Annotated in this window: 19 protein-coding genes and 1 tRNA gene; 12 read left to right on the forward strand and 8 right to left on the reverse strand. The window is 71.6% G+C overall.

All coding sequences use genetic code 11. The features are described 5' to 3' along the window. Positions 1-8: 8 nt before the first annotated feature. Both DPA01S_RS11510 and DPA01S_RS11515 read right to left on the reverse strand, forming a co-directional pair. Positions 9-2,117, reverse strand: coding sequence for an ATP-dependent DNA helicase (locus tag DPA01S_RS11510; RefSeq protein WP_061916374.1), 2,109 nt, complete (start codon positions 2,115-2,117; stop codon positions 9-11). 33 nt (positions 2,118-2,150) lie between these two features. Continuing rightward, a complete protein-coding gene (locus DPA01S_RS11515; protein WP_061916377.1) occupies positions 2,151-3,509 on the reverse strand; it encodes a nicotinate phosphoribosyltransferase in 1,359 nt (452 codons plus the stop codon). 104 nt (positions 3,510-3,613) lie between these two features. Between DPA01S_RS11515 and clpS the strand changes: the two genes are divergently transcribed. The 7 genes from clpS to DPA01S_RS11550 all read left to right on the forward strand — a co-directional run bounded on the left by clpS (position 3,614) and on the right by DPA01S_RS11550 (position 8,463). After that, on the forward strand, positions 3,614-3,907 hold the full coding sequence (gene clpS, locus DPA01S_RS11520; protein WP_061916382.1) for an ATP-dependent Clp protease adapter ClpS: 294 nt from the start codon (positions 3,614-3,616) through the stop codon (positions 3,905-3,907). Between the two features lie 4 nt (positions 3,908-3,911). Beyond that, positions 3,912-4,532: a DUF2017 domain-containing protein gene (locus DPA01S_RS11525; RefSeq protein ID WP_061916386.1), complete on the forward strand. Its 621-nt coding sequence runs from the start codon at positions 3,912-3,914 to the stop codon at positions 4,530-4,532. A gap of 55 nt (positions 4,533-4,587) precedes the next feature. Further along, positions 4,588-5,277 carry a rhomboid family intramembrane serine protease gene (locus DPA01S_RS11530; RefSeq protein WP_061916389.1) on the forward strand — a complete coding sequence of 230 codons (690 nt, stop codon included), beginning with the start codon at positions 4,588-4,590 and terminating at the stop codon, positions 5,275-5,277. Beyond that, positions 5,274-6,089: a glutamate racemase gene (gene murI / locus DPA01S_RS11535; protein ID WP_061916392.1), complete on the forward strand. Its 816-nt coding sequence runs from the start codon at positions 5,274-5,276 to the stop codon at positions 6,087-6,089. Before DPA01S_RS11530 ends, murI begins: the two co-directional genes overlap by 4 nt. 73 nt (positions 6,090-6,162) lie before the next feature. Continuing rightward, positions 6,163-6,942, forward strand: coding sequence for an MBL fold metallo-hydrolase (locus DPA01S_RS11540; protein WP_061229613.1), 780 nt, complete (start codon positions 6,163-6,165; stop codon positions 6,940-6,942). Positions 6,943-6,988: 46 nt separating this feature from the next. Beyond that, positions 6,989-7,774 (forward strand): ribonuclease PH, encoded by a 786-nt coding sequence (gene rph, locus DPA01S_RS11545; protein WP_061229614.1) that lies wholly within the window; start codon positions 6,989-6,991, stop codon positions 7,772-7,774. Positions 7,775-7,776: 2 nt separating this feature from the next. Then, positions 7,777-8,463 carry a non-canonical purine NTP pyrophosphatase gene (locus DPA01S_RS11550; RefSeq protein ID WP_061229615.1) on the forward strand — a complete coding sequence of 229 codons (687 nt, stop codon included), beginning with the start codon at positions 7,777-7,779 and terminating at the stop codon, positions 8,461-8,463. A 6-nt stretch (positions 8,464-8,469) separates the two neighbouring features. Here the strand turns inward: DPA01S_RS11550 and DPA01S_RS11555 are convergent, their stop codons facing one another. Together DPA01S_RS11555 and DPA01S_RS11560 are read right to left on the reverse strand one after the other, a co-directional pair. Then, positions 8,470-8,844, reverse strand: a complete 375-nt coding sequence (locus DPA01S_RS11555; RefSeq protein WP_007630182.1) for a DUF3817 domain-containing protein — start codon at positions 8,842-8,844, stop codon at positions 8,470-8,472. Continuing rightward, the gene (locus DPA01S_RS11560; protein ID WP_061229616.1) at positions 8,841-9,404 is read right to left on the reverse strand and encodes a hypothetical protein; all 564 of its coding nucleotides are present in this window, start codon (positions 9,402-9,404) and stop codon (positions 8,841-8,843) included. Before DPA01S_RS11560 ends, DPA01S_RS11555 begins: the two co-directional genes overlap by 4 nt. A gap of 59 nt (positions 9,405-9,463) precedes the next feature. Between DPA01S_RS11560 and DPA01S_RS11565 the strand changes: the two genes are divergently transcribed. The 3 genes from DPA01S_RS11565 to DPA01S_RS11575 all read left to right on the forward strand — a co-directional run bounded on the left by DPA01S_RS11565 (position 9,464) and on the right by DPA01S_RS11575 (position 10,742). Beyond that, positions 9,464-9,545: transfer RNA gene (locus DPA01S_RS11565), tRNA-Leu, on the forward strand. Between the two features lie 47 nt (positions 9,546-9,592). Next, positions 9,593-10,147 carry a CAP domain-containing protein gene (locus tag DPA01S_RS11570; RefSeq protein WP_165001104.1) on the forward strand — a complete coding sequence of 185 codons (555 nt, stop codon included), beginning with the start codon at positions 9,593-9,595 and terminating at the stop codon, positions 10,145-10,147. Positions 10,148-10,217: 70 nt separating this feature from the next. Continuing rightward, positions 10,218-10,742 carry a DUF421 domain-containing protein gene (locus DPA01S_RS11575; protein ID WP_061916395.1) on the forward strand — a complete coding sequence of 175 codons (525 nt, stop codon included), beginning with the start codon at positions 10,218-10,220 and terminating at the stop codon, positions 10,740-10,742. Between the two features lie 28 nt (positions 10,743-10,770). On the opposite strand, the gene DPA01S_RS11580 is transcribed toward DPA01S_RS11575, so the two are convergent. After that, positions 10,771-11,340 carry a gluconokinase gene (locus DPA01S_RS11580; protein WP_083961537.1) on the reverse strand — a complete coding sequence of 190 codons (570 nt, stop codon included), beginning with the start codon at positions 11,338-11,340 and terminating at the stop codon, positions 10,771-10,773. 14 nt (positions 11,341-11,354) lie between these two features. Next, entirely contained in the window at positions 11,355-12,194 is an 840-nt protein-coding gene (locus tag DPA01S_RS11585; protein WP_061916398.1) for a maleylpyruvate isomerase family mycothiol-dependent enzyme, read from the reverse strand. A 122-nt stretch (positions 12,195-12,316) separates the two neighbouring features. On the opposite strand from DPA01S_RS11585, the gene DPA01S_RS11590 reads away from it, so the two are divergent. Next, positions 12,317-13,711 carry a glucose-6-phosphate dehydrogenase gene (locus DPA01S_RS11590; RefSeq protein ID WP_061916401.1) on the forward strand — a complete coding sequence of 465 codons (1,395 nt, stop codon included), beginning with the start codon at positions 12,317-12,319 and terminating at the stop codon, positions 13,709-13,711. A gap of 47 nt (positions 13,712-13,758) precedes the next feature. Here DPA01S_RS11590 and DPA01S_RS16390 read toward each other — a convergent pair whose 3' ends face one another. After that, positions 13,759-13,899 (reverse strand): methionine/alanine import family NSS transporter small subunit, encoded by a 141-nt coding sequence (locus DPA01S_RS16390; protein WP_082767821.1) that lies wholly within the window; start codon positions 13,897-13,899, stop codon positions 13,759-13,761. A gap of 3 nt (positions 13,900-13,902) precedes the next feature. After that, positions 13,903-15,576 carry a sodium-dependent transporter gene (locus DPA01S_RS11595; protein ID WP_061229720.1) on the reverse strand — a complete coding sequence of 558 codons (1,674 nt, stop codon included), beginning with the start codon at positions 15,574-15,576 and terminating at the stop codon, positions 13,903-13,905. Positions 15,577-15,723: 147 nt separating this feature from the next. Between DPA01S_RS11595 and DPA01S_RS11600 the strand changes: the two genes are divergently transcribed. After that, positions 15,724-16,287: a hypothetical protein gene (locus DPA01S_RS11600; RefSeq protein ID WP_061229721.1), complete on the forward strand. Its 564-nt coding sequence runs from the start codon at positions 15,724-15,726 to the stop codon at positions 16,285-16,287. Positions 16,288-16,624 lie beyond the last annotated feature (337 nt).

Below are 16,624 nucleotides of genomic sequence, written 5' to 3' on the forward strand. Positions count from 1 at the left end.
CCGATGCCTCAGGCGTTACGGAGGCGTTCCAGCGCGCCGATCACCACGTCACGGTCAGTGGTCTGCCAGAACGGGGGCAATGAGGCGCGAAGATAGCCGCCGTACCGCGCGGTGACCAGGCGGGAGTCGAGCACGGCCACCACACCGCGGTCCTCGGTGCGTCGGAGCAGTCGGCCGACGCCCTGGGCGAGCAGGAGAGCGGCGTGGTTGCCGGCGACGGCGAGGAAGCCGTTCCCCCCGCGGGCCCCCACCGCACGCTGTCGCGCGGAGAGCAGTGGATCGTCCGGCCGGGGGAACGGGATGCGGTCGATCACGACGAGGGACAGTGTCCGCCCGGGGACGTCGACGCCCTGCCACAACGAGAGGGTCCCGACGAGGGTGCTCTCCTCGTCGTCGGCGAACTGCGCCACGAGGTTGGCCGTCGAGTCCTCGCCCTGGCACAGCACCGGGGTGTCCAGGCGCTCGCGCAGGAGCTCGGCCGCGGCCTTGGCCGCGCGCATCGAGGAGAAGAGACCGAGCGTGCGGCCGCCGGCGGCGGTGATGAGGTCCACCAGCTCGTCCTCGGCGGCCGGTGAGGTCCCGTCCCGACCGGGCGCGGGCAGGTGCGCGGCCACGTAGAGAATGCCATTGCGGCGGTAGTCGAACGGTGACCCCGCGTCGAGTCCGGTCCAGCGCAGGGAGGTCGCGTCGTCGTCGGACGGCGGCTCGAGCGCGACTGCGCTCGCGGTGTCCGGGCGCGCGGACACCGCCGGCGGCAGGCCCCAGGTGGCGGCGAGCCCGTCGAACCTTCCCCCGGTGGTGAGCGTCGCGGAGGTGAGGATGACGGTCGACTCGGCGAACAGTCGGGCGCGCAGCAGTCCGGCGACGGACAGGGGTGCCACCCGCAGGATCCGGCCACGACGGTCCTCGACGCTCATCCACACGATCTCGACGCGCTCGGTGACCGGCTTCTCGTAGGAGGACAGCATGCGGTCGGCCGCGTCGGCGATCTCGTCGAGCGCGGCGAGGGTTTTCTGTCGGTCGGAGGCGCCCTGCGGATCGTTGGCGATCTCCCCGGGCTTGGGGCCCGGAACGGCGCTGCGGCAGTTCTCGGCGGTGTGGCGTACGGCGGCCAGGGCGAGGTCGGCACCCTCGGGCAGGAGGTCCCACCGCCCCTCGGGGCAGATCTCGAGCAGGGTCGCCAGGCCTTCGCCGGCGGCGACCATACGGTCCGCGGTCTGCTGGTCGACGAGCTTGGCCGCCCGGCGCGCGGCCTGGATGACGGCGGCACCGGTCAGCTCCGCGGTGGTCACGCCCGTGACCCGGTCCGCGAGCTCGTGCGCCTCGTCGATCACCACGGCGTCGTGCTCGGGCAGAACCGACACGTCCGTCATCGCGTCGATCGCGAGGAGAGCGTGATTGGTCACCACGACATCGGCCTGGCCGGCCTTCTGACGTGCCAGTTCCGCAAAGCACTCGGTGAACTCGGGGCAGACCTGCCCGAGGCACTCCCGGCTCGTCACCGACACCTGCCGCCACGCCGCATCGGAGACGCCGCGGGGGAGGTCGTCGCGGTCGCCGGTGTCGGTCTCCTGTGCCCAGTCGTGCAGCCGCGCGATCTCCCGTCCGAGCCAGGAGCTGGGCCCGGTGTCGCGCGTGGAGGCCTGACGGGGGGTGCGCGCGGCGGTCGACTCGCCACCGATCGGGAGGTCGAACAACTCCTCGGTCTCGATCTCCTCCGGGTCGGCCTCGTCGACCGGTCCGGTGCTCACCCGGTGCAGGCACAGGTAGTTGCCGCGGCCCTTGAGGATCGCGTGGGACGGGCTCACGCCCAGCCCGGGGCGCAGTGCGGCGGCCAGGCGGGGCAGGTCCCGGTCGACGAGCTGGTTCTGCAGCGCGATGGTCGCGGTCGAGACCACCACGGTGCCGCCGGTGGCGACCGCGTGTCGGAGGGAGGGGACCAGGTAGGCGAGAGACTTGCCGGTGCCGGTGCCGGCCTGGACGGCGAGGTGTTCGCCGGTGGACAGCGCGTTGCCGACGGCCTCCGCCATCGCGAGCTGGCCAGTCCGCTCGCTGCCACCCAGGCTCTCGACCGCGGTGGCGAGCAGGTCGGAGACGGTGGGGAGCGAGTCGGTCACGCGGCTACCCTAGCGGCCTACCCGGACACCGGGTCAGGCGCCGGGCAGGGCCCCCGGCGGGACGACCCGTACGGGGATCGCGGGGTCGCCCTCGCTCAGGGCGAGACCCTCCCACGGCAGCGAGACCATCACCGACGCGTGGTGGGCGCGCGACTGCTCGAGGGTCGGCGGCCCGGACACGATCTCCCCGCCCCGGATCAACGGGATCACGAGTTCGCGCTTCTCCAGACCGTTCTCCTCGGACGCCTCGGCCGACCGCGGCAGGAGGAGTTCCTCGACCGCGGTGCCGGTGCGCCGGTGGAGGCGGATCGCACGCTTGGCCCCGGGGAGGGATTCCTTGTGCGCGGAGCGCTTGGCCACGGGGATCCCGTCGACCTCGACGAGCTTGTAGACCATTCCCGCGGTGGGGGCACCCGAGCCGGTGACGAGCTTGGTCCCGACCCCGTAGACGTCGACGGGCTCGGCGCGTAGCGCGGCGATCGCGTACTCGTCGAGGTCGCCGGAGACGACGATCCGGGTGTTGTAGGCGCCGAGCGAGTCGAGCTGGTCGCGGACCTGTCGGGCGAGGACACCCAGGTCGCCGGAGTCGATGCGTACACCACCGAGCTCCGGCCCGGCCACCTCGATCGCGGTCTCGACCCCGGCCGTGATGTCGTAGGTGTCCACGAGGAGCGTGGTGCCGACGCCGAGGGACCGGACCTGGGACCGGAACGCCGCCGCCTCGTCCGGCCCGTCGGGGCCGGTGTGCAGCAGGGTGAACGAGTGAGCCGACGTGCCGGCCGACGGCACCCCGTGACGTCGGGTCGCCTCGACGTTGGACGTGGCGTCGAAGCCGGTGAGGTAGGCGACGCGCGCGGCGGCCACTGCGGCCTCCTCATGGGTGCGTCGCGAGCCCATCTCGATGATGGGCCGCCCGTCCGCGGCCCAGTTCATCCGCGCCGCCGCGGAGGCGATCGCGCTGTCGTGGTTGAGCACCGACAGCACGAGCGTCTCCAGCACCACGCATTCGGCGAAGCCGCCGCGGATGCTCAGGACGGGGGAGCCGGGGAAGAACAGTTCGCCCTCGGGGTAGCCGTCGACGTCGCCGGTGAACCGGAAGGACCGCAACCAAGCGATGGTCCGCTCGTCGAGCGAGTCGGCCAGTGCGTCGATCTCCTCGTCGTCGAACCGGAAGTCGGCCAGCCTCTCCAGCAGGCGTCCGGTGCCGCCGACCACGCCGTACCGGCGACCGGCCGGCAGGCGCCGGGCGAACACCTCGAACACGCACGGCCGGTCGGCCGTGCCGTCCGCGAGGGCCGCCTGGATCATGGTGAGCTCGTATCTGTCCGTGAGCAGGGCGGTGGACGGTCGCCCGGAGCCGGGCGTGGCAGGGGAGGTGGTCGTCGAGGTCACGGGGCCGACTCTACGGCGTGGCCGACCCGCCGCGAATCCGTATCCTGGGACCCATGCACCCTGTGACGACACCGCTCGCGGCCGTCAGGAGCACCGCCCCGGTGATGGCGATGCCGTCGGCCGCGCCCGTGGAGACCACGGACGCGGACCTCGACGGCGGGGTGGACAATCCCTGGTTGACCGTCGTGTGGGACGACCCGGTGAACCTCATGAGCTACGTGACGTTCGTGTTCCAGCGGGTGTTCGGTTACAGCCGGGAGACGGCGCACGAGTTGATGCTCAAGGTGCACAACGACGGTCGCGCGGTGGTCTCGTCCGGTAGCCGCGACAAGGTGGAGAACGACGTCCGCAAGCTGCAGGAGGCCGGGTTGTGGGCCACGATGCAGCGGGAGGCGTGAGCCGGTGAAGGCCTGGCAGCGGAAGTCGTCCCTGGGCGGGACGCGCATCAAGACCGTCATGGAGAGCCACGAGGTGCAGATTCTGCACGCGCTGGTGTCGAACATCGTGGACATGCTCGAGCAGCGTCGTGACTCGGCGCCGAGGGACGAGCTGGCGGAGATCACGGGTATGCGCAGCGGGCACTCCCAGCTCCCGGCCGAGGCGCCGCTCGCGCGGTTGCTGCCGGATTTCCACCGGCCGGAGGCGGGCGATCGCCGGGACGGGTCCGAGGCGGACCGGGCGGCCGTCGCGCGCGCCCACAACGCGGGTATGCGCATGATCCACGAACCGGCGATCATCGACGCGAAGCTCGACTGCGCGGGGGTGGTCCTGCGCTCGTTGCCCTCGCGCGGCGGCACCGTGTCGCTCACCCTCGACCAGGCGGGGGCGTGGATGCGCTGCCTCAACGACGTTCGCCTGGGCCTGGGGGCCGTCCTCCTCGAGGCCGGCTCGACGGACGGAACACCCTCCACCGACATCCCCGAGTACGTGCCGGACGACGATCCCCGGTCGGCCCAGCTGGACGTCTACCACTGGCTGACCTTCATGCAGGACTCCCTGTGCACCGCCCTGGACGGCCAGTAGTGCGCCGGCCAGTAGTGCGGCGGGCAGTCATGCACCGGGCAGTGAGGAGAACACCGTGAACCGTGACCCGAGATCGCCCTGGCCGGGCACCGGAGCGGCCCGGTCGGCGGACCCGGGTCCGCGGCGGTGGCCGGCACTGGTCCTGTTGTGGTCGTTCGTCGCCCTGATGTGGGTGGTGGAGGCCGCGGACCGGGTCATCGTGGAGCTCGTCGGCCCCCGGCAGACCCTCGACGACTACGGCGTACAGCCGTTGTCAACGGACGGGCTGCTCGGCATCGTGTTCCAACCGCTGTTGCACGGTGACTGGGCGCACCTCATCGGCAACTCGATCGCCCTGCTCGTCTTGGGCTCGATCATCGCTCTGTCGGGCATCCGGCCGCTGCTCAGCGTCACACTGATCTCGTGGCTGGCCTCGGGCGTGGTGTCGTGGCTCCTCGGCGGCGCCGGCACCATCCACATCGGGGCGTCCGGCATCGTGTTCGGCTACATCTTCTACGTCATCGTCCGCGGTTTCTTCTCCCGACGAATCCTGCACCTGGTGATCGGCCTGGTCATCGGCTTCTACTACGGACTCGAGGCGTTGGCGGGACTGTCGCCGATGCTCGACGGGGTGTCGTGGCAGGGCCACCTGGGCGGCGCGGTCGGCGGCGTGGCGTCCGCGTACGGCCTCAGGCGCGACCGTGACCGCGGGGCACGTCGCCTCACCGCCGGCCGGGCGGGGCGTCCCGCCGGACCGCGGAGGTGACGCGCCCCGATCCGCGGGCCCCCATCGGCGTGTTCGACTCCGGCGCCGGGGGGCTGACGGTCGCCCGGGCGATCGTGGACCAGCTCCCCGACGAGTCGGTGGTCTACGTCGGGGACACCGCCAACGGGCCGTACGGGCCGCTGCCGCTGGCGCAGGTCCGCGCGCACGCGCTCGCGGTGGCGGACCAGCTCGTCGACCGCGGCGTCAAGGCGCTGGTGATCGCGTGCAACACCGCGTCGGCGGCGATGCTGCGGGACGCGCGGGAGCGATATCCGGTGCCGGTGGTGGAGGTCATCCAGCCCGCGGCGCGACGCGCGGTCGCCACCACGCGGTCGGGCCGGATCGGGGTCATCGCGACCCGGGCGACAGTGGCGTCGCGGGCGTACGACGACGCGGTGGCGGCGGCCGCCGGGGTCGAGCTGACGTCGGTGGCGTGCCCCAAGTTCGTGGAGTTCGTCGAGCGCGGCATCACCAGCGGCCGTCAGGTGCTCGGGTTGGCGGAGGCCTATCTCGCCCCGATCCGGGACGCCGACGTCGACACCCTGGTGTTGGGCTGCACGCACTACCCGTTGCTGTCCGGGGTGGTGCAGCTCGCGGCGGGCGATCACGTCACATTGGTCTCGAGCGCGGAGGAGACGGCCAAGGACGTGCTGCGGGTGCTCACGGCGGAGGATCTGTTGCGGCCGCACGACCGGGCGGACCCGCCGACGCGCGAGTACCTCGTCACGGGCGACCCGGACGCGTTCCGGCGGGTGGCGTCGCGGTTCCTGGGGCCGGGGCTGGTGGCGGTGGGCCGGGCGGACGCCCGGTGAGGCGCTGTCACGCGCGGCGCGCGCGCGGTCTCGATCACCACGACACGCGGCGGGGCGTGGCACGATAGTGCCCATGTTTCTGACTGTCCTCGGCTGCTCGGGAAGTATCGGCGGACCCACGTCGCCGGCCTCCGGGTACCTCGTGGAGGTCGACGGTCTGGCGCCGGTGGTGATCGACATGGGGCCCGGGGTGCTCGGCGCGTTGCAGCGGCACGTCGCGCCCGAAGACGCGACGATCCTTCTGTCGCATCTGCACGCGGATCACTGTCTGGACGTGCCTAGCCTGTTGGTGTTGCGGCGTTTCGGCCCCGGCGCGCGGGGCGCGGGCCGGGTGCCGCTGGTGGGGCCGTCGGGGACGGCCTACCGGATCGGGGTCGCGTCGGCGGAGGAGCCGGGAGCGGTCGACGACCTGTCGGACACGTTCGACGTGTCGACGTGGGACGTCACGCCCGAGGTGGCGATGAGGAGCGACGACGACGAGGTGGGCCTGCATGTGCGGGCCGAGAGGGTGGAGCATCCGCCGGAGTCGTACGGCCTCCGCCTGGAGTCCGGTGACGGGAGAGTGTTGGCGTACAGCGGGGACACTGCGTACTGCGATGCCCTGGTCGAGCTCGCGGTCGGCGCGGACGTCCTGCTCTGTGAGGCGTCGTGGACGCACGAGGAGGGGCGCCCGCCCGGCATCCACATGTCGGGCTCCGAGGCGGGGCTGACCGCCCGGCGGGCCGGGGTGGGTCGCCTGGTGCTCACCCACATCCCGCCGTGGACCGACCACGAGGCGGTCCGAGCGGAGGCGGCCGCCGAGTTCGACGGCGAGATCCTGCTCGCGGAGCCGGATCTGCGGATCACCGTCTAGATCTGCGGATCACCGTCCAGGGGAGCGCCCGCTAGGATCGGCGCTCGTGACCTCTTCAGACTTCAGCAGGGCAGACGGGCGCGGCGTCGACGAGCTGCGCGACGTGACCATCACGCGGGGTTTCACCTCGCATCCGGCGGGGTCGGTGCTCGTCACCTTCGGGCAGACCCGCGTCATGTGCACGGCCAGCGTCACCGAGGGGGTACCGCGCTGGCGCAAGGGATCGGGCCTGGGCTGGCTGACGGCCGAGTACGCGATGCTGCCGGCGGCGACCCACGAGCGGTCGGGCCGCGAGTCCGTCCGCGGCAAGGTCGGTGGCCGCACCCACGAGATCAGCCGGCTCGTCGGTCGCTCACTGCGCGCGTGCATCGATCTGTCCGCGCTGGGGGAGAACACCATCGCGCTGGACTGCGACGTACTCCAGGCCGACGGCGGTACGCGCACGGCGGCGATCACCGGCGCGTACGTGGCGCTGGCCGACGCGATCACGTGGCTGCAGTCCTCCGGCGCGGTGACGGGCAACCCGCTCACCGGGGCGGTCGCCGCGGTGAGCGTCGGTGTGGTCGACGAGCACGTGCTGTGCGACCTGCCGTACGAGGAGGACTCGCGCGCCGAGGTGGACATGAACGTGGTGTGCACGGACGGCGGCAAACTTATCGAGGTCCAGGGCACGGCCGAGGGTGCCGCGTTCGGTCGCGACGTCCTGGACGCGATGCTCGACTCGGCGCAGGCCGGCTGCGAGCGCCTGTTCGAGCTGCAGCGCGAGGCGCTCGCGGCGCCGTACCCGGGGGAGCTGCCCAGCCCGCCGGCCGCCCGGAACCGGGGGCGGTAGCCGTGGCAGTCCGTCTGTTGGTCGCGAGCCGTAACGCCAAGAAGCTGGCCGAGCTGCGCCGGGTGCTGGAATCCGAGGGTGTAGTCGGTATCGAGCCGGTGGGTCTGGACGAGGTGCCGGAGTTCCCGGAGGAGCCCGAGACCGGCGCCACGTTCGCCGAGAACGCCCTGATCAAGGCGCGCGCCGGGGCGCTGGCGACCGGGCTCCCGTGCCTGGCGGACGACTCGGGCCTGGCAGTGGGCGCCCTGAACGGGATGCCGGGGGTGCTCTCCGCGCGCTGGGCCGGCCGTCACGGCGACGACGCCGCGAACAACGCCCTGCTGCTCGCGCAGCTGTCGGACGTCCCGGACGAGCGGCGGGGCGCGGCGTTCGTCTCGGCGTGCGCGCTGGTCGGGCCGGGCGTGCCCGGAGTCGCCCGGGCCGCACGGGACCCGCGGGTGCACGGTGAGGGCACCGACGAGGGCCTGCAGGGCGAGGTCGTGCAGGAGGGTCGCTGGCCCGGACGGGTGCTCCGCGAGCCACGCGGCGAGGGCGGGTTCGGCTACGACCCGCTGTTCCTGCCCGAGGGCTCTGACCGGTCGGCCGCGGAACTCAGCCCGCAGGAGAAGGACGCCGCCTCGCACCGCGGCCGCGCGCTGCGTGCGTTGGCGCCGGCGCTGCGGGTGCTCGCCGCGCGCGCCGAGGGCTGAGCGGGGTCAGATCGCGTACTCGGCGTGGACGTCGCGGGTCCGCTTGTGCTCGAACCAGAACGACAGGAACGGGATCGTCCCCGCAAGCGCGGTGAGCAGCGTGCGCGTCGCGGGCCAGCGGGCCTTGATCGCCAGGTCCAGGGTCATGAACAGGTACAGGATGTAGAAGACGCCGTGCGCCTGACCGATGTAGGTGAACCACTCGGGCGCGTCCGAGGAGTCGGCCAGGATGAGGTACTTGTAGATCATCTCCACGGTGAGCACGAGCAGCCACACACCGGTGATCCAGGCGAGCACGCGGTAACGCTTGAGCGCACCGGCGACCTTCCCGCCCGGGTCCGGCCTGCGGTTGTCGGTCTGCGGCGGGGTTGCGGCGGTCATGAAGCGGATCTCTCCTGGTGGTTGCCGCCGGCCGCCCGATCCTTCCGGGCCAGCTCGGCGAGATAGGCGTTGTACGCGTCCAGGCCCTCGTCACGGGCCCGGGCGTCCGCCGCGGGACGACGGGTCGGGAGCAGGTCGGCGGGGATCTCCGTCAGGACGCCGAAGCGGTCCCGGCCCGACCCGTTCTTCCCGGCGGCCGGCAGGTCCGCCGTGCGGGGGTCGGCCTCGTCGTCGTCATCGTCCTCGGTTCCCCGCGCACCGACGGCACTGTCCGAGGCGGAGGCCCAGTTGTCCTCGGCGGCCTCCATCCGGACGTACTTGAGGTACGCGTAGATGAGGAAGCCCCCGAGGAACGGCCACATGAACGTGTACCCGAGGTTCTGGACGGTGCCGCTGGCCTCCTGGTAGCGGGCGAGCTGCCACAGGCCCATCCCGATGCACACGATCGCGCCGAGGACGACGAACGCGATCCACGCCGGACGGTGCTTGACCGAGGACGGCGCCGGATCCGCGGACGCGGCCTCGTCTCCGGTCGCTCGGGAACTCAGGGTGTCGGACACGCCTCCACGGTACCGCTGACCACGCGGTAAGCTCATCTCGCCCGGTACCCCCGGGTGACGCGCCCGTGGCGGAATTGGCAGACGCGCTGGATTTAGGTTCCAGTGTCTACGGACGTGGGAGTTCAAGTCTCCCCGGGCGCACAGGTCTCTCCACTCGGACCGGGTGATCAGGATGTCGGGTGATGAGGATGAGCAACCGGACAGTCGCGAGGGCGGCGGTCGCGTCGGTGATCCTGGTGGCGTCGGTGATGAGTGGCTGCGCGGAGTCGGATCTCGCGGTGAACGGGGGACTCCCGTGGACGGACCCCCGTGGCGCGGCGCCGCTCGAGCCTCCGGCGGAACCGTCCCCGGTGGAGGAGCGGACGAACGCGCAGCGCAGCGAGAACGGGCTCCCGGCACTGGACGCGAGCGAGAAGCTCCGCGACAGTGCCTGTGCGAAGGCCGACGACATGATCGCGAGGGACTACTGGGCGCATCACGCGCCTGACGGCAGCGGCGGCCCGGGCACGTTCATCCGCGAGGCCGGCGTCGATTACCACAGGGCAGCGGAGAACCTCTTCTATTCGTCCACCGGCGGGCCCGACCCGGTCGCCCAGTGGATGCAGAGCCCGGGCCACAGGGAGAACATCCTCGACCCGGACTTCACCCGCGTGGGTGTCTGCATGCGGACCGCCGCCTACCAGGGCCTGCCGGAGGCGCATCTCTACGTCCAGCACTTCGCCACCCCGATGGCGGAGAGGTAGCCCGGGCCGCCGGCACGGGGCTCGTCGGCACGGGGGCTCGTCGGCGCCGGCTCGTCGGTACGGTGCGGGCATGTGGTTCGACAACTGGCCTGACGTTCTCCGGGTCCTGCTCGTCGGCGCCGCCGCCTACGCGTTCCTCGTGCTGGTGGTGCGGGTGTTCGGCAAGCGCACCCTGACGCAGCTCAACGCCTTCGACTTCGTCGTCACCGTCGCGCTCGGTTCCACGCTCGCGACCATCATCCTCAGCTCCGACGTGTCCTGGACCGAGGGCGCGATCGCGATGGCGTTGCTCGTCGTCCTGCAGTACGCCGTCTCGCGGCTGAGGAGGTCGCGGGCCGGGCGGGCCGTCCTCACCGCCGACCCGACGCTGCTCGTGCGCGACGGCGTCTTCCTCGACGACCAGATCGCCCGCCACCGCCTCACCCACGCCGACATCCGCCAGACCATCCGCTCCTCCGGCGTCGGCGACCGGGGCGACGTCGCGGCCGTCATCCTCGAGAACGACGGCAGCATGAGTGTCATCACCGGGTCGTCGCTGGGCGACGGATCCGTCCTCGAGGACGTCCCGGGGTGGGCGCGGCAGCACCGGGGCTGACGGCGGCCGAGCCCGGCTGACCGCCGCCTCATCCCGACAGCGCGGCCAACACGTCCTCGGCGATCTCGTCCGCCGGCCGCGAGATCGGGCAGACCATGCCGTACTCGTCGGCCCCGAGCGACTCCAGCGTGAGCACCTGCGACTCAAGGATCCGATCGGATGCGAAGTGGCCGCGGCGGGCGGCGAGACGGGCGGCGATGAGTTCCGGATCGGTGCCGAGCTCGACGAAGAACACCGGGCGGCGAACGTCGCGCAACACATCGCGATAGGCGCGGCGCAGCGCCGAGCACGCGACGACGAGGCCGCGGTCGGGCCCCGGCGCCTCCGACCCGCGCGGGTGGTCGTGGTCCCTCATGCGGTCGCGGACCGCCTCCAGCCACGGCCAGCGGTCGTCGTCGGTGAGGGGGTCGCCGTCCGCCAGCTTCCGCCTGTTGTGCGGAGGGTGCAGGTCGTCGGCATCCACCAACTCCGCTCCCGTTCGATCGGCTATGACCCGCGCGACCGTCGACTTCCCGGCGCCGGAGACCCCCATGACGACGATGTGCGGACCGGGCGCGTGCCCCGGCTCGTCGGCTGCCGAGCTCCTCGTCGTCGTCACCACCTCCCGAGGGCTCAGATGGTGAAGGCCAACGATCCGAGGATCGCCCGGCCGAGATCCTCGTCCCCGGTGACCTTCACGCCGCGACCCGGCTCGGCGGTGATGCGGCCGGTCGTCGCGCGCACGAAGGTCGCCGTGTCGAAGACCAGCTCGACGGTGGGCCGCGCGGCGTCGTCCACATCGGCGAGCCGCGCGCGTCCGTCGACGACGACGTCGGTGACCAGCGGCAGATCCGCGTCGTCCTCACCGACGACGCGGAACCGGACACGGGACCCGTCCGGGGCGCCGGCACCCTTCCCGACGATGCGCGGCAGGGCCCGCACGATCTCCTCGACGGCGAACCGCCCGGTGTCACCGCCGAGATGGTGCTTCATGCCGAGCGCCTGCCGGATGTCGTCCTCGTGGACCCAGCAGTCGAAGACCCGCACCCCCATGAAGCGGCGGTACGGCACGCGACCGACGGGGGAGTCCGTCTCCGCCTCGAGGTCCGCGGCGGACAGCTCCGCGAGCTGTTCCGTGCGCTCGGCGACGACCTCCCTGAAATCGGCGAACGCGTCCTCGACCGCCAGCGACCGGGCCTCCTGGACGAACTTCTCGTTGAGCTCACCGATCGGGTTGCGGACGTGCTCGCGCGCCGACTCCGGCAACTCGATGTCCGGGACCGGCTCGCCGGCGAGCATGTGCTCGGTGCCGGCGATGTGCGCCACGATGTCGCGCACGGTCCACCCCGGCAGCGCCGTCGCCGCCGTCCAGTCGTCCTTCTTCAGGCCCGCCAGCACCTCGTCGAGGCGCTTCCACTGCTGCACCAGGTGGCGCACCTCGACGGGTGCCGTGTCGCTCGACTCGCTGTCCATGCCGCCGAGGCTACTGGCGTCGCGCCCGGCCGGTGGACGATCGCGCGGGTAGCGTCGGGCGAGCAGCCGAGTAGTGCCCGGACCGAGCCGCCGGGCGACGACCCGCCCGGAGGCCCGACCGCATGCCGACCACCACGTCACAGAACGACCGCCCCACCCTGGCGATCCTGGGGGCCGGGGGTGATCTCACCGAGCGCCTCCTGCTCCCCGGCCTGGGCTCGCTCCTGGCGCGCGACCCGGAGCGGGACGTCACCGTCGTCGGCTCCGGCCGATCCGGTATGGACGACGACGAGTGGCGCGGACTCGTCCGGTCAGCGCTGCGCGAGGGCGGCTGCGGACCGGACCAGGCCGACCGGATCGCGGCGACGACTCGCTTCGTCGCCCTGGACGTCACGGACGCCGACGCGTTCGCCGACTTCATCGACGGGCTCGACGGCCCGGTGGTGCTGTACTTCGCCCTGCCCCCGGCCGTCACCGCCACGGCGTGCGAGGGACTGCGCGGCCGCCCACTCCGCGACGACGTACGGTTCGCGGTCGAGAAGCCGTTCGGCACCGACCTCGCCTCGGCCCGCGACCTCAACGCGCTGCTCCTCGACCTCGTCCCGGAGGACCGCGTCCACCGCGTCGACCACTTCCTCGGCGACGCGAACGTCCTCAACATCCTCGGAATGCGGTTCGGTAACCGGGTCCTGGAACCCGTGTGGACAGCCGAGCACGTCGAGCGCATCGACGTCGTGGCCGACGAGACCCTCGCCCTCGAGGGCCGTGCCGGCTACTACGACTCGACCGGTGCGCTGGTCGACATGCTCCAGTCGCACCTGTTGCTCGTGACGGCGCTGGTCACCATGGAGGCGCCCGCGCGACTCGACGCCACCGAACTGCAGGACCTGCTCGCCACCACTCTCCGGTCCACCCACGTGTGGCGGGACGACCCGTGCGCGTGCTCTCGTCGCGCCCGCTACACGGCCGGCAGGGCGGGCGGCCGTGACGTCGTCGCCTACACCGACGAGGAGGGCGTCGATCCGTCGCGGGGGACCGAGACGCTCGCCGAGGTGGTGCTCGAGGTCCGGAACCAGCGCTGGGCGGGAGTGCCCGTGCGGCTCCGGTCAGGCAAGGCACTGGGTGAGGACTCGATGCGGGTGACGGTGACGTTCCGGCCGCCGCCACACGTTCCGGAGGCGTTCGCGGGCGGGGCCCCGCCGAGCCGGCTCACGATGGGCATCGCGCCCGGCCGGGTGGCACTCGACCTGGCGACCAACGCCTCCGGCGACAGTCTCGCGCTCGAGGACTCCCACCTCGACACCGAGCTCGGCGACAGCGACCTGCTCCCGTACGGGGAGGTCCTCGGGCGGATCCTCGACGGGGACCGGCTCCTCACCGTCCGCGGCGACGTCGCCGAGGAGTGCTGGCGGATCCTCACCCCGGTGATCGAGGCCTGGGAGTCCGGCGCGGTCCCAATGGAGGAGTACGAGGCGGGCTCGGACGGCCCGGTCGAGGGGAACCCCGGGACGACGTAGGCCGCGGTTCCGCTGTGGAACCGGGGCCTACGGTCGATGACCGGGAGTCAGACCTTCCGCGCCGTGCGCGCGGCGTTCTCCTCCGTCATGTCGTCGGGCTGCCGGACGAAGTGCGCGATGCTCAGTGCCAGGCCTCCCCAGATGACGAGCAGGAACAGCACCATCATGATGATCGCTGCGGTGTCCATGGTTCAGCCCTCGTTTCGGGTGGTCTCGGTACGGTTGCCGCGCGTACCGGTGCCGGCCGTGCGGGTCGCGCTGGCCGCGTCGGCCCGGACGGGGGAGCCCGACGCGTCGAACTGGTCCTCGTAGAGGACGTCGCTTGGATCGTCGTCCGTCGCCGGCGGGCCGTCGAGGTGACGGGCCCCGCGCCAGGGCAGCAGGGACAGGATCACCGACAGCACCAGGATCGCGGCGATCATGCCCCAGCCCCAGACGCCGAGTACGGCGGCGTCGTAGCCCTCGTACGGCTCCGAGACCAGGCTGCGGATCTCGCCGAACAGCGCGTACGCCAGGACGAGCGGGGTGACGACCGCCATGCACACGATCCAGATGGGGCCGACCTTGAACGAAGAGACCGAGTTGAGGTGGTCGCGCAGGGTGGGACCCAGGCGCAGCGCGAACATCACCACGATGAGGGCGATGAGCGCGATGCCCACGATGCCGATGCTGTTGGCGAACTTGTCCAGGATGTCGAGGTTCTGCAGGCCCGTCTCGGTGGGCATGAGCAGGATCGACACGATGGCCATCGGGCCGCCGATCGCCAACGTTGCGGTGGTGCGGGAGACGCCCACCTTGTCCTGGAAGGAGGAGATGACCACCTCGACGATCGAGATCATCGACGTGAGGCCGGCGAGGATGAGGCATGCGAAGAACACGACGCCCCAGATGGGCCCGCCGGGCATCTGCGAGATGAGGGCGGGGAAGGCGATGAACGCGAGGCCCGGCCCGCCGCTGACGTCGTCCCACCCCGCGCCCGCAGCGGAGGAGACGAGGAAGCCGAGGGTGGCGAAGACGCCGATACCGGCCAGGACCTCGAATGCCGAGTTGGAGAAGCCCACGACGAGCCCCGAGCTGGTGAGATTGGAGCGGCGCTTGAGGTACGAGGCGTAGGTGAGCATGATGCCGAAGCCCACCGACAGGGAGAAGAAGATCTGCCCGTAGGCGGCGATCCACACACCGGGGTCGGTCAGCACGCCCCAGTCGGGCGTGAAGAAGTTGTTGAGGCCGTCGGCGGCCCCCTCGAGGAACAGGGACCGGATGACCAGGGCCGCGAACAAGACGATCAACAGCGGGATGAAGATCTGAGCGGTCCGGCCGATGCCCTTCTGAACTCCCGCGATGAGGACGCCGAGAGTGAACAGCCATACAACGACCAACACGCCCGTGATGAGCGGCACGAAGTCCAGGCCGAAGCCGGACCCGGCGCGGAGGAAGTCCTCCGAGAAGAAGGTGGCGGTTTCCTCATAGGTCTCGCCCCAGCGGCCGTCGACGGAGAACCAGGCGTAGCAGGCCGCCCACGCGAGGATCACCGCGTAGTAGACGGCGATCACGAAGGACACCAACACCTGGATCCAACCGATCGGCTCGGCGAAACGGTTCATGCGGCGGAAACTCAGGGGAGCGGAGCCGCGGAACCGGTGGCCGATGGCGTAGTCGAAGAACAGCAGGGGGATACCGGCGGAGAGCAGCGCGACCAGATACGGGATGAGGAACGCGCCGCCGCCGTTGTCGTAGGCGACGAAGGGGAAACGCCAGATGTTGCCGAGGCCGACGGCGGAGCCGATGGCGGCGAACACGAAGACGGAGCGCCCCGAGAAGGCCTCGCGTCTCCTGGTACCGCCCGTGGCGGCGGGTGTGGACATGGATTCCTCCTCAGCGGGGGAGCGGGCGGGTTCGGATTCGAGCCGTGCTCCGAGTCCCCTACTTCTAGTCGGACGGTTGCCATTTGGTGATCGAATCGACGCAAGTCGGGTACTCGGTCACGTGGCTGGTGTGATTAGGGTAATCCCATGAGGCACCAATTAGGAGGGCGGACCGCGAATCGGCTGCTCGTCGCCGCGGCGCTCGTGACGCTCACCGTCGGCGCGGGCTCCGTCGCCGCCTCCCCGCGGACGCTCGCGCCGGGCGGGCCGGCGGTTCCGACCGTGGTGGCGCCCGTCGAACCGGTGGCCGCGTCCGTACCGCCCCCGGCCGTCCTGACGCCCACGGACGTCGTGCGCGAGACCGGCCGGTGGTTCTCGCACGGGCGCACGCTTGAGCTCCGGCCGGACGGCACCGGTACGTTCGCCGTTTGGATGGGGGCGTTCGACGGTCACCTCGTGCAGCTGCGGCTGATCCCCGCGCCCGGGGCAGCGACCGTCGCCGAGGTCGTGGCGATCGACCGGGTGGGGGAGGGGGCGCTCGCGCCGGACGAGACGCCCGGTATCGGTGGCCTGGTCACCGTGTCGTTCGGGCGGGCCGCGCGGGCCGCCCACGTCGAGTGGTCGTCCGGGCCGCGCCGGTTGGCCGCCGATCTGTGCGCTGCCGAAGGGTTGGACGCGCGGGCCATGGAGGAGCTGCGCTGCGGCGCCTGATCGCGGCACGGCAGTGGCGACGCGTCGTCCCGTACCGGGTCGCGGGCGCGTCGGCAGCACACCCGTATGGGCTGGACGACACGCCCTGGTAGCCCGAGAGTCCCTGAAAAGATGTAACAATTCGATAACCGCGCAAACGCAGAACCTGAGGGTGGCCTCACCTGTAGATATGAGGCGCGCGTCATGTCTTTTTGTGGCGGGCATCACCGCCGCCGACCGACGGCTGACCCGCGATTCGGTCGGTCGTACCCCCGCAATCTGAGGGGCCCCTCAACTTTGTGTGGCAATCTGTGCGCTGCGCCGAAACCGGTCACCGATTCCGGCGATGTCCCTGACG

It is taken from the genome of Dietzia papillomatosis NBRC 105045 (assembly GCF_001570845.1).
GTDB lineage: Bacteria > Actinomycetota > Actinomycetes > Mycobacteriales > Mycobacteriaceae > Dietzia > Dietzia cinnamea.

Bases quoted from the DNA above. Each gene is read 5' to 3' on its own strand.
- clpS (WP_061916382.1), top strand. From the start codon at position 3,614: ATGGCGATGCCGTCGGCCGCGCCCGTGGAGACCACGGACGCGGACCTC.
- DPA01S_RS11540 (WP_061229613.1), top strand. From the start codon at position 6,163: ATGTTTCTGACTGTCCTCGGCTGCTCGGGAAGTATCGGCGGACCCACG.
- DPA01S_RS11555 (WP_007630182.1), bottom strand. From the start codon at position 8,844: ATGACCGCCGCAACCCCGCCGCAGACCGACAACCGCAGGCCGGACCCG.
- DPA01S_RS11570 (WP_165001104.1), top strand. From the start codon at position 9,593: ATGAGCAACCGGACAGTCGCGAGGGCGGCGGTCGCGTCGGTGATCCTG.
- DPA01S_RS11575 (WP_061916395.1), top strand. From the start codon at position 10,218: ATGTGGTTCGACAACTGGCCTGACGTTCTCCGGGTCCTGCTCGTCGGC.
- DPA01S_RS11585 (WP_061916398.1), bottom strand. From the start codon at position 12,194: ATGGACAGCGAGTCGAGCGACACGGCACCCGTCGAGGTGCGCCACCTG.
- DPA01S_RS11590 (WP_061916401.1), top strand. From the start codon at position 12,317: ATGCCGACCACCACGTCACAGAACGACCGCCCCACCCTGGCGATCCTG.
- DPA01S_RS16390 (WP_082767821.1), bottom strand. From the start codon at position 13,899: ATGGACACCGCAGCGATCATCATGATGGTGCTGTTCCTGCTCGTCATC.
- DPA01S_RS11595 (WP_061229720.1), bottom strand. From the start codon at position 15,576: ATGTCCACACCCGCCGCCACGGGCGGTACCAGGAGACGCGAGGCCTTC.
- DPA01S_RS11600 (WP_061229721.1), top strand. From the start codon at position 15,724: ATGAGGCACCAATTAGGAGGGCGGACCGCGAATCGGCTGCTCGTCGCC.